Annotated in this window: 21 protein-coding genes; all 21 read right to left on the bottom strand. The window is 55.6% G+C overall.

The window, feature by feature from the left end; translation table 11 throughout:
* A complete protein-coding gene (gene rplF / locus DGA31_RS24365; RefSeq protein WP_056836267.1) occupies window positions 1–534 on the bottom strand; it encodes a 50S ribosomal protein L6 in 534 nt (177 codons plus the stop codon).
* Window positions 535–547: 13 nt separating this feature from the next.
* Window positions 548–940 carry a 30S ribosomal protein S8 gene (rpsH, locus tag DGA31_RS24360; protein ID WP_056836269.1) on the bottom strand — a complete coding sequence of 131 codons (393 nt, stop codon included), beginning with the start codon at window positions 938–940 and terminating at the stop codon, window positions 548–550.
* A 212-nt stretch (window positions 941–1,152) separates the two neighbouring features.
* Complete coding sequence (gene rpsN, locus DGA31_RS24355; protein WP_056836271.1) at window positions 1,153–1,458, bottom strand: 30S ribosomal protein S14; 306 nt, start codon at window positions 1,456–1,458, stop codon at window positions 1,153–1,155.
* Between the two features lie 14 nt (window positions 1,459–1,472).
* Window positions 1,473–2,012 (bottom strand): 50S ribosomal protein L5, encoded by a 540-nt coding sequence (gene rplE / locus DGA31_RS24350; protein ID WP_056836272.1) that lies wholly within the window; start codon window positions 2,010–2,012, stop codon window positions 1,473–1,475.
* Between the two features lie 20 nt (window positions 2,013–2,032).
* Window positions 2,033–2,347, bottom strand: a complete 315-nt coding sequence (rplX, locus tag DGA31_RS24345; protein ID WP_056836274.1) for a 50S ribosomal protein L24 — start codon at window positions 2,345–2,347, stop codon at window positions 2,033–2,035.
* A gap of 11 nt (window positions 2,348–2,358) precedes the next feature.
* A complete protein-coding gene (gene rplN, locus DGA31_RS24340; protein ID WP_045484118.1) occupies window positions 2,359–2,727 on the bottom strand; it encodes a 50S ribosomal protein L14 in 369 nt (122 codons plus the stop codon).
* 23 nt (window positions 2,728–2,750) lie between these two features.
* Window positions 2,751–3,017: a 30S ribosomal protein S17 gene (gene rpsQ / locus DGA31_RS24335; protein WP_056836323.1), complete on the bottom strand. Its 267-nt coding sequence runs from the start codon at window positions 3,015–3,017 to the stop codon at window positions 2,751–2,753.
* 2 nt (window positions 3,018–3,019) lie between these two features.
* Window positions 3,020–3,211, bottom strand: a complete 192-nt coding sequence (rpmC, locus tag DGA31_RS24330; protein ID WP_002555481.1) for a 50S ribosomal protein L29 — start codon at window positions 3,209–3,211, stop codon at window positions 3,020–3,022.
* A complete protein-coding gene (rplP, locus tag DGA31_RS24325) occupies window positions 3,211–3,624 on the bottom strand; it encodes a 50S ribosomal protein L16 (protein WP_009397508.1) in 414 nt (137 codons plus the stop codon). Before rplP ends, rpmC begins: the two co-directional genes overlap by 1 nt.
* A 12-nt stretch (window positions 3,625–3,636) precedes the next feature.
* On the bottom strand, window positions 3,637–4,323 hold the full coding sequence (rpsC, locus tag DGA31_RS24320; RefSeq protein ID WP_056836276.1) for a 30S ribosomal protein S3: 687 nt from the start codon (window positions 4,321–4,323) through the stop codon (window positions 3,637–3,639).
* 13 nt (window positions 4,324–4,336) lie between these two features.
* Window positions 4,337–4,669 carry a 50S ribosomal protein L22 gene (gene rplV / locus DGA31_RS24315; protein WP_045484127.1) on the bottom strand — a complete coding sequence of 111 codons (333 nt, stop codon included), beginning with the start codon at window positions 4,667–4,669 and terminating at the stop codon, window positions 4,337–4,339.
* 13 nt (window positions 4,670–4,682) lie between these two features.
* Window positions 4,683–4,958 (bottom strand): 30S ribosomal protein S19, encoded by a 276-nt coding sequence (gene rpsS, locus DGA31_RS24310; RefSeq protein ID WP_082481376.1) that lies wholly within the window; start codon window positions 4,956–4,958, stop codon window positions 4,683–4,685.
* Between the two features lie 16 nt (window positions 4,959–4,974).
* Window positions 4,975–5,799, bottom strand: coding sequence for a 50S ribosomal protein L2 (gene rplB / locus DGA31_RS24305; protein ID WP_082481378.1), 825 nt, complete (start codon window positions 5,797–5,799; stop codon window positions 4,975–4,977).
* 14 nt (window positions 5,800–5,813) lie between these two features.
* A complete protein-coding gene (gene rplW, locus DGA31_RS24300) occupies window positions 5,814–6,113 on the bottom strand; it encodes a 50S ribosomal protein L23 (protein WP_056836280.1) in 300 nt (99 codons plus the stop codon).
* Window positions 6,110–6,712, bottom strand: coding sequence for a 50S ribosomal protein L4 (gene rplD, locus DGA31_RS24295; RefSeq protein ID WP_056836282.1), 603 nt, complete (start codon window positions 6,710–6,712; stop codon window positions 6,110–6,112). The genes rplW and rplD overlap by 4 nt, the downstream gene beginning before the upstream one ends.
* 12 nt (window positions 6,713–6,724) lie before the next feature.
* Complete coding sequence (gene rplC, locus DGA31_RS24290; protein ID WP_045484141.1) at window positions 6,725–7,360, bottom strand: 50S ribosomal protein L3; 636 nt, start codon at window positions 7,358–7,360, stop codon at window positions 6,725–6,727.
* Between the two features lie 81 nt (window positions 7,361–7,441).
* Entirely contained in the window at window positions 7,442–7,753 is a 312-nt protein-coding gene (gene rpsJ / locus DGA31_RS24285; RefSeq protein WP_003186070.1) for a 30S ribosomal protein S10, read from the bottom strand.
* Window positions 7,754–7,894: 141 nt separating this feature from the next.
* Window positions 7,895–9,088 (bottom strand): elongation factor Tu, encoded by a 1,194-nt coding sequence (gene tuf, locus DGA31_RS24280; protein ID WP_109514259.1) that lies wholly within the window; start codon window positions 9,086–9,088, stop codon window positions 7,895–7,897.
* Window positions 9,089–9,129: 41 nt separating this feature from the next.
* Complete coding sequence (fusA, locus tag DGA31_RS24275; protein WP_056836286.1) at window positions 9,130–11,235, bottom strand: elongation factor G; 2,106 nt, start codon at window positions 11,233–11,235, stop codon at window positions 9,130–9,132.
* A gap of 30 nt (window positions 11,236–11,265) precedes the next feature.
* A complete protein-coding gene (rpsG, locus tag DGA31_RS24270; protein WP_010490886.1) occupies window positions 11,266–11,736 on the bottom strand; it encodes a 30S ribosomal protein S7 in 471 nt (156 codons plus the stop codon).
* A gap of 125 nt (window positions 11,737–11,861) precedes the next feature.
* Entirely contained in the window at window positions 11,862–12,236 is a 375-nt protein-coding gene (rpsL, locus tag DGA31_RS24265) for a 30S ribosomal protein S12 (protein ID WP_056836288.1), read from the bottom strand.
* Window positions 12,237–12,378: the final 142 nt, after the last annotated feature.

Below are 12,378 nucleotides of genomic sequence, written 5' to 3'. Positions count from 1 at the left end.
CTACTTCTTCTTGGCTTCTTTACGACGGACGACTTCGTCCGCGTAGCGCACACCTTTGCCTTTGTAAGGCTCTGGACGGCGGAAGTCGCGGATCTCAGCGGCCACTTGACCAACCAACTGCTTGTCGATACCGCGAATCAGGATATCGGTCTGGCTGGGGGTCTCAGCGGTGATGCCATTTGGCAGTTCGTAATCCACCGGGTGCGAGAAGCCAAGTGCCAGGTTCAGGACCGAGCCTTTAACTTGCGCCTTGTAACCAACACCGACCAGCTGGAGCTTGCGCTCGAAGCCTTGGCTTACGCCTTGGACCATGTTGTTGACCAGGGCACGGGTGGTACCGGCCATTGCGCGAGTCTGTTGATCGCCGTTGCGAGCAGCGAAACGCAGCTCACCGGACTCTTCAACAACTTCAACGGACGAATGGACGTTCAGTTCAAGAGTACCCTTGGTACCCTTCACCGAAAGCTGCTGACCGACGAGTTTGACTTCGACGCCCGATGGCAGCTTGACGGGGTTCTTAGCTACGCGTGACATACCTATCCCCCCCTTAGAACACTGTGCAAAGCACTTCGCCACCGACACCGGCAGCGCGTGCAGCACGATCCGTCATCACACCTTTGTTGGTGGAGACGATAGACACACCGAGACCGCCACGAACTTTTGGCAGATCGTCGGAGGACTTGTACTGACGCAGGCCTGGACGGCTGACGCGTTTGACTTCCTCGATGACCGGACGGCCCTCGAAGTACTTCAGCTCGATAGACAGCGAAGGCTTGACTTCGCCGCTGACCTGGTAATCCGCAATGTAACCTTCGTCCTTCAGGACTTTGGCTACAGCCACCTTCAACGTGGAGGATGGCATGCTTACAACGGGCTTTTCGGCCATCTGGGCATTACGGATACGAGTTAGCATGTCCGCTAACGGGTCCTGCATACTCATGGGCTAGACGCTCCTGATACAAAAAATATTAGCCTTGCGGCTACAACGTATCGCCGAGCAACACCGGTTTATTGAAAAACACGGGCTCAGGCGAGCCGGCAATTCTAGACCTAGGCCAGAAATGAATCAAGCCCCAAAAGGGGCTTGATTCATTATCAGGCTTCGCACTGACCGACGGTTTGACCCGTCGGCCTGGCGACGCTAGACAGTTGTTACCAGCTGGCTTTGACCAGACCTGGTACGTCACCACGCATAGCAGCTTGACGCAGCATGTTACGGCCAAGGCCGAACTTGCGGTAAACACCGTGCGGACGACCCGTCAGGCGGCAACGGTTACGCAGGCGCGCAGCGCTTGCATCACGTGGTTGCTTCTGCAGAGCTACGGTCGCTTCCCAACGCGCTTCTGGACTTGCGTTCAGATCGACGATGATTGCTTTCAGCTCGGCACGCTTCTTGGCGTACTTGGCAACGGTGAGCTGACGCTTCAGCTCACGGTTCTTCATGCTCTTCTTGGCCATTAGTCCTACTCCAATCAGTTGCGGAACGGGAATTTGAAAGCACGCAGCAGCGCACGGCCTTCTTCATCGTTCTTGGCAGTGGTGGTCAGGGTAATGTCCAGACCGCGCAGAGCATCGATCTTGTCGTAATCGATTTCCGGGAAGATGATCTGCTCTTTCACGCCCATGCTGTAGTTGCCACGACCATCGAAGGACTTGGCATTCAGGCCGCGGAAGTCGCGGACCCGAGGCAGGGAGATCGACAGCAGACGATCCAGGAATTCGTACATACGATCACGGCGCAGAGTGACCTTGACGCCAATCGGCCAGCCCTCACGAACTTTGAAGCCCGCGATGGATTTACGAGCGTAAGTCACAATGGCTTTCTGACCGGTGATCTTTTCCAGATCAGCCACAGCGTGTTCGATGACTTTCTTGTCGCCGATCGCTTCGCCCAGACCCATGTTCAGGGTGATTTTGGTAACGCGCGGAACTTCCATCACGTTCGCCAGCTTAAGTTCATCCTTAAGCTTGGGAGCGATTTCCTTCCGATAAATCTCTTTCAGTCGTGCCATGGTCTTCTACCTAGCAGTGTTCAAGCATCAACCGCTTTTTGGGTCGACTTGAAGACACGAATTTTTTTGCCTTCTTCAACTTTGAAGCCTACGCGATCAGCCTTGCTGGTTTCGCTGTTGAAAATGGCTACGTTAGAAGCGTGCAATGGCGCTTCTTTCTCGACGATACCGCCCTGTACGCCCGACATCGGGTTAGGCTTGGTATGGCGCTTGACCAGGTTGATCCCACCCACGACCAGACGGTCGTCAGCGAGCACCTTCAGCACCTTACCGCGCTTACCTTTGTCTTTGCCGGCGATCACGATGATCTCGTCGTCACGACGAATCTTTTGCATGTCGGATCTCCTTACAGCACTTCAGGGGCGAGCGAGACGATCTTCATGAACTTCTCACCGCGAAGTTCACGTGTCACTGGCCCAAAGATACGGGTACCGATCGGCTCTTGCTTGTTGTTCAGCAGAACAGCAGCGTTACCATCGAAGCGAATGATCGAACCGTCGGCACGGCGAACGCCGTGACGGGTGCGGACTACAACAGCAGTCATCACCTGGCCTTTCTTCACTTTACCGCGAGGAATGGCTTCCTTGACGGTCACTTTGATGATGTCACCGATACCGGCGTAACGACGATGAGAACCGCCCAACACCTTGATGCACATCACACGGCGAGCGCCACTGTTGTCGGCCACATCGAGCATGGATTGAGTCTGAATCATAAAATTTCTCCGACCCCTAGCCCTTAGACTTCCACAGCACGTTCGAGGATCTCAACCAGGGCCCAAGACTTGGTCTTGGCTACCGGACGAGTTTCACGAATCGTGACCTTGTCGCCGATGTGGCACTGATTGGTTTCGTCGTGCGCGTGCAGCTTAGTCGAACGCTTAACGTATTTACCGTAGATCGGGTGCTTGACGCGACGCTCGATCAAAACGGTGATGGTCTTGTCCATTTTGTCGCTGACGACACGGCCGGTCAGCGTGCGGACGGTTTTTTCAGCTTCAGCCATGATCACTTACCTGCCTGCTGGTTGAGCACAGTTTTCACGCGAGCGATGTCACGCTTAACTTGCGAGAGCAGGTGCGACTGCCCCAACTGACCAGTTGCTTTCTGCATACGCAGATTGAACTGGTCGCGCAGCAGGCCGAGCAGTTGCTCGTTCAGCTGCTGTGCTGATTTCTCACGAAGTTCATTCGCTTTCATCACATCACCGTCCGCTTAACAAAGGAGGTGGCGAGTGGCAGCTTTGCAGCCGCCAAGGCAAATGCCTCACGCGCCAACTCTTCAGAAACACCTTCGATCTCGTACAGGACTTTGCCTGGCTGGATCTGGGCAACCCAGTATTCTACCGAACCCTTACCTTTACCCATCCGCACTTCGAGAGGCTTCTTGGTAACCGGCTTGTCCGGGAATACACGGATCCAGATCTTGCCGCCACGTTTTACGTGACGGGTCAGGGCACGACGTGCCGACTCGATCTGACGGGCGGTGAGACGACCGCGGGCAACAGCTTTCAGCGCGAATTCGCCGAAGCTGACCTTGCTACCGCGCAGTGCCAGACCACGGTTGTGGCCGGTCATCTGCTTGCGGAACTTCGTACGCTTTGGTTGCAACATTTGGCGTACCCCTTACTTGGCAGCTTTTTTACGAGGCGCTGGTGCTTGAGGTTTCAGCTCTTCCTGGCGACCACCAATTACTTCGCCTTTGAAGATCCAAACCTTTACACCGATCACACCGTAAGTGGTGTGAGCTTCGTAAGTGGCATAGTCGATGTCGGCACGCAGGGTGTGCAGTGGCACACGCCCTTCGCGATACCATTCAGTACGTGCGATTTCAGCACCGCCGAGACGACCGCTCACCTGGATCTTGATGCCTTTGGCACCAATGCGGATGGCGTTCTGTACGGCGCGCTTCATGGCGCGACGGAACATCACACGACGCTCCAGCTGCTGAGCAACGCTCTGGGCAACCAGCATACCGTCGAGTTCCGGCTTGCGGATCTCTTCGATATTGATGTGCACGGGCACACCCATTTGCTTGGTCAGGTCCTGACGCAGTTTTTCAACATCCTCACCCTTCTTGCCGATCACGATGCCGGGACGAGCGGTGTGGATGGTGATGCGTGCTGTCTGAGCCGGACGATGGATATCGATACGGCTTACGGACGCGCTTTTTAATTTGTCCTGGAGGTACTCACGCACTTTCAGATCTGCCAACAGGTAGTCTGCATAAGTGCGGCCGTCTGCGTACCAGACGGAGGTGTGCTCCTTGACGATTCCCAGGCGAATGCCAATGGGATGTACTTTCTGACCCATCTCTTCGACTCCGTTACTTGTCAGCAACCTTGACAGTGATATGGCAAGACCGCTTGACGATGCGATCAGCACGGCCTTTGGCACGTGGCATGATGCGCTTCAGCGAACGCCCTTCGTTGACGAAAACGGTGGAGACCTTCAGGTCATCAACGTCTGCGCCTTCGTTATGCTCGGCGTTGGCTACGGCCGACTCCAGCAATTTTTTCAGGATCTCAGCGGCTTTTTTGCTGCTGAAAGCCAACAGGTTGAGCGCCTCGCCCACCTTCTTCCCGCGAATCTGGTCGGCGACCAAGCGGGCTTTCTGGGCGGAGATTCGAGCGCCCGACAACTTAGCGGCTACTTCCATCGTTCCTTACCCCTTAACGCTTGGCTTTCTTGTCTGCCACGTGCCCGCGATAAGTACGGGTACCGGCAAACTCGCCCAGTTTATGGCCAACCATGTCTTCACTTACCAGAACTGGTACGTGTTGGCGGCCGTTGTGTACTGCGATGGTCAGACCGACCATTTGTGGCAGGATGATCGAACGACGAGACCAGGTCTTAACTGGTTTGCGATCGTTCTTCTCCGCCGCCACTTCGATCTTCTTCAGTAGGTGAAGATCAATAAAAGGACCTTTTTTCAGAGAACGTGGCACTGTCGTATCCCTCTATTTACTTGCGACGACGGACGATCATTTTGTCGGTACGCTTATTACCACGAGTCTTCGCACCCTTGGTTGGGAAGCCCCATGGCGATACCGGATGACGACCACCGGAGGTACGACCTTCACCACCACCATGTGGGTGGTCAACCGGGTTCATGGCAACACCACGAACGGTTGGGCGAACGCCACGCCAGCGTTTGGCACCAGCTTTACCCAGCGAACGCAGGCTGTGCTCGGAGTTCGAGACTTCACCCAGCGTTGCACGGCACTCAGCCAGTACTTTACGCATTTCGCCGGAGCGAAGACGCAGAGTCACGTAGACACCTTCACGAGCGATCAGCTGAGCGGATGCGCCAGCGGAACGTGCGATCTGAGCACCTTTACCAGGCTTGAGCTCGATAGCGTGAATGGTGCTACCGACCGGGATGCTGCGAAGCTGCAGAGTGTTACCAGGCTTGATTGGAGCCAGGGCACCGGAGATCAGCTGGTCGCCTGCACTCACGCCTTTAGGGGCGATGATGTAGCGACGCTCGCCGTCTGCATAACGCAGCAGGGCAATGTGAGCAGTACGGTTTGGATCGTATTCGATACGCTCAACGATGGCAGCGATGCCATCCTTGTCGTTGCGACGGAAGTCGACCAGACGGTAATGCTGCTTGTGACCACCACCAATGTGACGAGTAGTGATACGACCATTGTTGTTACGACCACCAGACTTCGATTTTTTCTCGAGCAGCGGTGCGTGAGGAGCGCCTTTATGCAGCTCCTTGTTGACCACCTTGACCACAAAACGGCGGCCAGGGGAAGTCGGTTTGCATTTAACGATTGCCATGATGCACCCCTTCCTTACTCAGCACTGCTGCTGAAATCGAGATCTTGGCCTGGCTGAAGGGAGATAACTGCCTTCTTCCAGTCATTACGCTTGCCCAGACCGCGAGCAGTACGCTTTGTCTTACCCAGAACATTCAGGGTCGTGACGCGCTCTACCTTCACGCTGAACAGCGCTTCGACAGCCTTCTTGATTTCAAGCTTGGTTGCATCGGTCGCAACCTTGAATACGAACTGACCTTTCTTGTCAGCCAGAACTGTGGCCTTCTCGGAAACATGCGGGCCAAGCAGAACTTTAAATACGCGTTCCTGGTTCATCCCAGCAGCTCCTCGAATTTCTTCACGGCCGACACGGTAATCAGAACCTTGTCGTATGCGATCAGACTGACCGGATCGGAACCTTGTACGTCACGTACGTCGACGTGCGGCAGGTTGCGAGCAGCCAGGTACAGATTCTGGTCAACGGCGTCAGAAACGATCAGGACGTCGGTGAGACCCATGTCGTTCAGCTTGCCCAGCAGGTCTTTGGTTTTCGGCGCTTCTACGGAGAAGTCCTGAACCACGACCAGGCGATCAGTACGTACCAGCTCAGCGAGGATGGAGCGCAGTGCTGCGCGATACATCTTCTTGTTGAGCTTCTGCGAGTGATCCTGAGGACGCGCTGCGAAAGTGGTGCCGCCGCCGCGCCAGATTGGGCTGCGGATAGTACCGGCACGAGCACGGCCAGTACCTTTCTGACGCCAAGGGCGCTTACCGCCACCGGATACGTCGGAACGGGTCTTTTGCTGCTTGCTGCCCTGACGACCGCCAGCCATGTAGGCCACGACTGCCTGGTGCACCAGCGTCTCGTTGAATTCGCCGCCAAATGTCAGTTCGGAAACTTCGATTGCCTGAGCGTCATTTACGTTTAATTGCATGTCAGCTTCCCCTTAACCGCGAGCCTTGGCTGCTGGACGTACAACCAGATTGCCGCCAGTAGCGCCAGGAACGGCACCCTTGACCAGCAGCAGGTTGCGTTCAGCGTCCACGCGCACTACTTCAAGGGACTGCACGGTCACGCGCTCAGCGCCCATATGACCGGACATTTTCTTGCCCTTGAATACACGACCAGGAGTCTGGCACTGGCCGATAGAGCCCGGGACGCGGTGGGAGACCGAGTTGCCGTGGGTGTTATCTTGGCCGCGGAAGTTCCAGCGCTTGATAGTACCCGCGAAGCCCTTACCCTTGGACTGACCGGTAACATCTACCAGTTGGCCTGCGGCAAAGATTTCGGCATTGATCAGATCGCCAGCCTTGTATTCGCCTTCTTCAAGACGGAATTCCAGGACGGTACGACCTGCAGCAACGTTGGCCTTGGCGAAGTGACCCGCCTGAGCTGCGGTCACACGCGAAGCACGACGCTCGCCGACAGTGACTTGCACTGCACGATAGCCATCGGTTTCTTCGGTTTTGAACTGAGTGACGCGATTCGGCTCGATCTCAATGACCGTGACCGGAATGGAGACACCTTCTTCGGTGAAAATGCGGGTCATCCCACACTTACGCCCGACTACACCAATAGTCATGTTATAAACCTCATGAGTGTACGGGGCTTTCACCCGCTATGGCCGCCCATTTCAGAGCGTTACACGACTAAGACCCAAGTCTTAGCCGAGGCTGATCTGTACTTCCACACCGGCCGCAAGATCCAGCTTCATAAGAGCGTCAACGGTTTTATCCGTTGGCTGGACGATATCCAGGACGCGCTTGTGAGTGCGGATTTCGTACTGGTCGCGCGCGTCTTTGTTGACGTGCGGGGAAACCAGAACGGTGAACCGCTCCTTACGGGTAGGCAGTGGAATAGGACCACGCACCTGTGCACCAGTACGTTTCGCGGTTTCCACGATTTCCTGGGTCGATTGGTCGATCAGGCGATGGTCGAAAGCCTTCAACCTGATACGGATTTGTTGATTTTGCATTGGATTCCAGACTCCGATTGCTATTCCCACCGAGCGCAATAGGCCCGATTAAAGGAGGCGCAATTCTATAGACGCCCTTGGACAGTGTCAACCAAATAAAAAAGCCCCCGCAAGGCGGGGGCTTTTTCTTCAAATCAACGCTTAGGCGATGATTTTGGCCACGACGCCGGCGCCGACGGTACGACCGCCTTCACGAATGGCGAAACGCAGACCGTCTTCCATAGCGATTGGCTTGATCAGGGTAACGGCAACTTTGACGTTATCACCTGGCATGACCATCTCTACGCCTTCCGGCAGTTCGCAGCTACCGGTTACGTCGGTAGTACGGAAGTAGAACTGTGGACGGTAGCCTTTGAAGAATGGCGTGTGACGGCCACCTTCTTCTTTGCTCAGAACATAGATTTCAGCTTCGAACTGAGTGTGCGGCTTGACGGTGCCTGGCTTGACCAGAACCTGGCCACGCTCAACGTCGTCACGCTTGGTGCCACGCAGCAGAACGCCGCAGTTCTCACCAGCACGACCTTCGTCCAGCAGCTTGCGGAACATCTCGACGCCAGTGCAAGTAGTCTTGGTGGTGTCACGCAGACCCACGATTTCCACTTCTTCCTGGATCTTGATGATGCCACGCTCAACACGACCGGTTACAACAGTACCGCGACCCGAGATCGAGAACACGTCTTCGATTGGCATCAGGAACGGCTTGTCGATCGCACGAACTGGCTCTGGGATGTAGCTGTCCAGAGTCTCGACCAGCTTCTTGACGGCCGAGGTACCCATTTCGTTGTCGTCCTGGCCGTTCAGAGCCATCAGAGCCGAACCGATGATGATTGGAGTGTCATCACCTGGGAAGTCGTAGGTGCTCAGCAGATCGCGAACTTCCATCTCGACCAGTTCCAGCAGCTCTGCGTCGTCAACCATGTCAGCCTTGTTCAGGAAGACAACGATGTACGGAACGCCAACCTGACGGGACAGCAGGATGTGCTCACGGGTTTGTGGCATCGGGCCATCGGCAGCCGAGCAAACCAGGATCGCGCCGTCCATCTGGGCAGCACCGGTGATCATGTTTTTTACGTAGTCGGCGTGACCTGGGCAGTCAACGTGCGCGTAGTGACGCACGGCCGAATCGTATTCCACGTGAGCGGTGTTGATGGTGATACCACGAGCTTTTTCTTCTGGCGCGCTGTCGATCTTGTCGAAGTCAACTTTTGCCGAACCGAAAACTTCGGAGCAAACGCGAGTCAGAGCAGCAGTCAGAGTGGTTTTACCGTGGTCGACGTGACCGATGGTGCCTACGTTGACGTGCGGTTTGTTACGTTGAAATTTTTCTTTAGCCACGACAGTGAACTCCTAGCCTAAAGGGGGATTAACTCAGCTAATCAGCCTTGTTTTTTGGTTACAGTTTCGACGATGTGCGACGGAGCTGTATTGTATTTTTTGAATTCCATAGAGTAGCTTGCGCGACCCTGAGACATGGAACGAACGTCGGTCGCATAACCGAACATTTCGCCCAACGGAACCTCGGCACGAATCACCTTGCCGGACACCGTATCTTCCATACCCAGAATCATGCCGCGACGACGGTTAAGGTCGCCCATGACATCACCCATATAGTCTTCAGGCGTAACAACCTCTACCGCCATGATCGGCTCAAGCAACTCACCACCGCCCTTCTGGGCCAGTTGCTTGGTCGCCATGGAGGCAGCCACCTTAAACGCCATCTCGTTCGAGTCGACGTCGTGGTAAGAACCATCAAACACAGTAGCCTTCAGGCCGATCAGCGGATAGCCGGCAACGACGCCGTTCTTCATCTGCTCTTCAATGCCCTTCTGGATAGCCGGGATGTATTCCTTAGGAACCACGCCACCCACGACCTCGTTCACGAATTGCAGACCTTCCTGACCTTCGTCAGCAGGTGCAAAACGGATCCAGCAGTGACCAAACTGGCCGCGACCACCGGACTGACGAACGAACTTGCCTTCGATTTCACAGTTCTTCGTGATGCGCTCACGATAGGAAACCTGAGGCTTACCGATGTTGGCTTCAACGTTGAACTCGCGGCGCATACGGTCGACCAGGATGTCCAGGTGCAACTCGCCCATGCCGGAGATGATCGTCTGACCAGTCTCTTCATCAGTCTTGACACGGAAAGAAGGGTCTTCCTGAGCAAGCTTGCCCAGTGCGATACCCATTTTTTCCTGGTCATCCTTGGTCTTTGGCTCAACGGCAACCGAAATAACCGGCTCCGGGAAGTCCATGCGAACCAGGATGATTGGCTTGTCAGCGTTGCACAAGGTTTCACCGGTGGTGACGTCCTTCATGCCGATCAGGGCCGCGATGTCGCCAGCGCGCACTTCCTTGATCTCTTCGCGGGCGTTTGCGTGCATTTGCACCATACGACCCACGCGCTCTTTCTTGCCTTTTACCGAGTTGATCACGCCGTCGCCGGAGGCCAACACGCCTGAGTAGACGCGGACGAAGGTCAGGGTACCCACGAATGGGTCGGTAGCGATCTTGAACGCCAAGGCCGAGAACGGCTCGTTGTCGTCTGCATGACGCTCCAGGTCCTTGGTCTCGTCATCCGGGTCAGTACCCTTGATGGCGGGAATGTCGACCGGGGCCGGCAGGTAGTCGATCACGGCGTCGAGAACCAGGGGAACACCCTTGTTCTTGAACGAAGAACCGCAGACAGCCAGAACGATCTCACCAGCGATGGTGCGCTGACGCAGAGCGAGCTTGATTTCTTCGTTGGTGAGCTCTTCACCTTCGAGGTACTTGTTCATCAGCTCTTCGTTGGCTTCGGCAGCGGCCTCGACCATGTTGCTGCGCCACTCTTCAGCCAGTTCCTGCAGTTCGGCCGGGATCGGCTCGCGACGTGGGACCATGCCCTTGTCGGAATCGTTCCAGTAGACCGCTTCCATGGACATCAGATCGATCTGACCCTGGAAGTTGTCTTCAGAACCGATAGCCAGCTGGATCGGCACCGGGGTGTGACCCAGGCGCTGCTTGATCTGACCGACTACGCGCAGGAAGTCAGCACCGGCACGGTCCATCTTGTTGACGTAAACAAGACGTGGAACACCGTACTTGTTGGCCTGACGCCATACGGTTTCGGACTGAGGCTCGACACCCGAAGTACCACAGAACACAACGACCGCGCCGTCGAGTACACGCAGGGAACGCTCAACTTCAATGGTGAAGTCTACGTGGCCCGGGGTGTCAATGACGTTGAAGCGGTATTGGTCCTTGTGTTGCTTCTCGGAACCCTGCCAGAAGGCGGTAATAGCAGCAGAAGTAATGGTAATACCACGCTCCTGCTCCTGCACCATCCAGTCTGTGGTCGCGGCGCCGTCATGCACCTCGCCCATTTTGTGGCTTTTGCCGGTGTAAAAAAGGACGCGCTCGGTGGTGGTGGTTTTACCAGCATCCACGTGAGCGACGATACCAATGTTACGGTAGCGGTTGATCGGTGTAGTACGAGCCATAAAGCCCTCGCAAAAATATTGATGCGGCGATTAGAAGCGGTAGTGCGAGAAAGCCTTGTTGGCTTCGGCCATACGGTGAACGTCTTCACGCTTCTTCACTGCAGCACCCTTGCCTTCGGCAGCGTCCAGCAGTTCGCCAGCCAGGCGCAGAGCCATAGACTTCTCGCCACGCTTACGGGCGAAGTCTACCAGCCAGCGCATTGCCAGCGCGTTACGGCGAGACGGACGAACTTCGACAGGAACCTGGTAGGTCGCACCGCCAACACGGCGCGACTTCACTTCGACCAGCGGAGCGATGGCGTCGAGAGCTTTCTCGAAGATTTCCAGGGGGTCGCTGTTCTTGCGCTCTTTAACCTTGTCCAGGGCGCCATAAACGATACGCTCGGCAACGGCTTTCTTGCCGCTTTCCATCACGTGGTTCATGAACTTGGCCAGGATCTGGCTTCCGTATTTTGGATCGTCAAGCACTTCGCGCTTGGCTGCTACGCGTCTTCTCGGCATGGATAAGCCCTCAAACGGTCTTCAGGTTAGCTCGGAACAGGCATTGGTTGATGAATGCGTCCGACCTTACTCTTATCGACTCAAAAAAATGAAATTCTGCAAAATCAATCAAAAACCCGAAGCACTTAGGCCTTAGGCTTTTTGGTACCGTATTTCGAACGGCCTTGGTTACGACCTTTGACGCCGGAAGTATCCAGGGAACCGCGAACGGTGTGGTAACGAACACCTGGCAAGTCTTTTACACGACCGCCACGGATCAGGACCACGCTGTGCTCTTGCAGGTTGTGACCTTCACCACCGATGTACGAGGAAACCTCGAAACCGTTGGTCAGGCGCACACGGCAGACTTTACGCAGTGCCGAGTTAGGTTTTTTCGGCGTAGTGGTGTACACGCGAGTGCACACGCCACGACGTTGCGGGCAGTTCTGCAGCGCAGGAACGTCGGATTTCTCGACGATACGCTTGCGCGGCTGACGTACCAGCTGGTTGATAGTTGCCATCTACTAGCTCCACTGTTGTCTTGCGACGCTATTGTCGACAAGAAAGCAAATGGCAGAGCTTCAAGCCCTGCCAAATTTAGGGGTACAAGAGTCTAAAGAGGATCGAGCCCCCAGTCAAGGCAAAGCCCCGACCTCTTCCTGC

The organism is Pseudomonas ovata (assembly GCF_003131185.1).
GTDB classification, from domain to species: Bacteria; Pseudomonadota; Gammaproteobacteria; order Pseudomonadales; family Pseudomonadaceae; genus Aquipseudomonas; species Aquipseudomonas ovata.
The sequence above is the reverse complement of the archived record's forward strand: the minus strand, read 5'-3'. Positions and strand labels throughout refer to the sequence as shown.

Bases quoted from the DNA above. Each gene is read 5' to 3' on its own strand.
- rplF (WP_056836267.1), bottom strand. From the start codon at position 534: ATGTCACGCGTAGCTAAGAACCCCGTCAAGCTGCCATCGGGCGTCGAA.
- rpsH (WP_056836269.1), bottom strand. From the start codon at position 940: ATGAGTATGCAGGACCCGTTAGCGGACATGCTAACTCGTATCCGTAAT.
- rpsN (WP_056836271.1), bottom strand. From the start codon at position 1,458: ATGGCCAAGAAGAGCATGAAGAACCGTGAGCTGAAGCGTCAGCTCACC.
- rplE (WP_056836272.1), bottom strand. From the start codon at position 2,012: ATGGCACGACTGAAAGAGATTTATCGGAAGGAAATCGCTCCCAAGCTT.
- rplX (WP_056836274.1), bottom strand. From the start codon at position 2,347: ATGCAAAAGATTCGTCGTGACGACGAGATCATCGTGATCGCCGGCAAA.
- rplN (WP_045484118.1), bottom strand. From the start codon at position 2,727: ATGATTCAGACTCAATCCATGCTCGATGTGGCCGACAACAGTGGCGCT.
- rpsQ (WP_056836323.1), bottom strand. From the start codon at position 3,017: ATGGCTGAAGCTGAAAAAACCGTCCGCACGCTGACCGGCCGTGTCGTC.
- rpmC (WP_002555481.1), bottom strand. From the start codon at position 3,211: ATGAAAGCGAATGAACTTCGTGAGAAATCAGCACAGCAGCTGAACGAG.
- rplP (WP_009397508.1), bottom strand. From the start codon at position 3,624: ATGTTGCAACCAAAGCGTACGAAGTTCCGCAAGCAGATGACCGGCCAC.
- rpsC (WP_056836276.1), bottom strand. From the start codon at position 4,323: ATGGGTCAGAAAGTACATCCCATTGGCATTCGCCTGGGAATCGTCAAG.
- rplV (WP_045484127.1), bottom strand. From the start codon at position 4,669: ATGGAAGTAGCCGCTAAGTTGTCGGGCGCTCGAATCTCCGCCCAGAAA.
- rplB (WP_082481378.1), bottom strand. From the start codon at position 5,799: ATGGCAATCGTTAAATGCAAACCGACTTCCCCTGGCCGCCGTTTTGTG.
- rplW (WP_056836280.1), bottom strand. From the start codon at position 6,113: ATGAACCAGGAACGCGTATTTAAAGTTCTGCTTGGCCCGCATGTTTCC.
- rplD (WP_056836282.1), bottom strand. From the start codon at position 6,712: ATGCAATTAAACGTAAATGACGCTCAGGCAATCGAAGTTTCCGAACTG.
- rplC (WP_045484141.1), bottom strand. From the start codon at position 7,360: ATGACTATTGGTGTAGTCGGGCGTAAGTGTGGGATGACCCGCATTTTC.
- rpsJ (WP_003186070.1), bottom strand. From the start codon at position 7,753: ATGCAAAATCAACAAATCCGTATCAGGTTGAAGGCTTTCGACCATCGC.
- fusA (WP_056836286.1), bottom strand. From the start codon at position 11,235: ATGGCTCGTACTACACCGATCAACCGCTACCGTAACATTGGTATCGTC.
- rpsG (WP_010490886.1), bottom strand. From the start codon at position 11,736: ATGCCGAGAAGACGCGTAGCAGCCAAGCGCGAAGTGCTTGACGATCCA.
- rpsL (WP_056836288.1), bottom strand. From the start codon at position 12,236: ATGGCAACTATCAACCAGCTGGTACGTCAGCCGCGCAAGCGTATCGTC.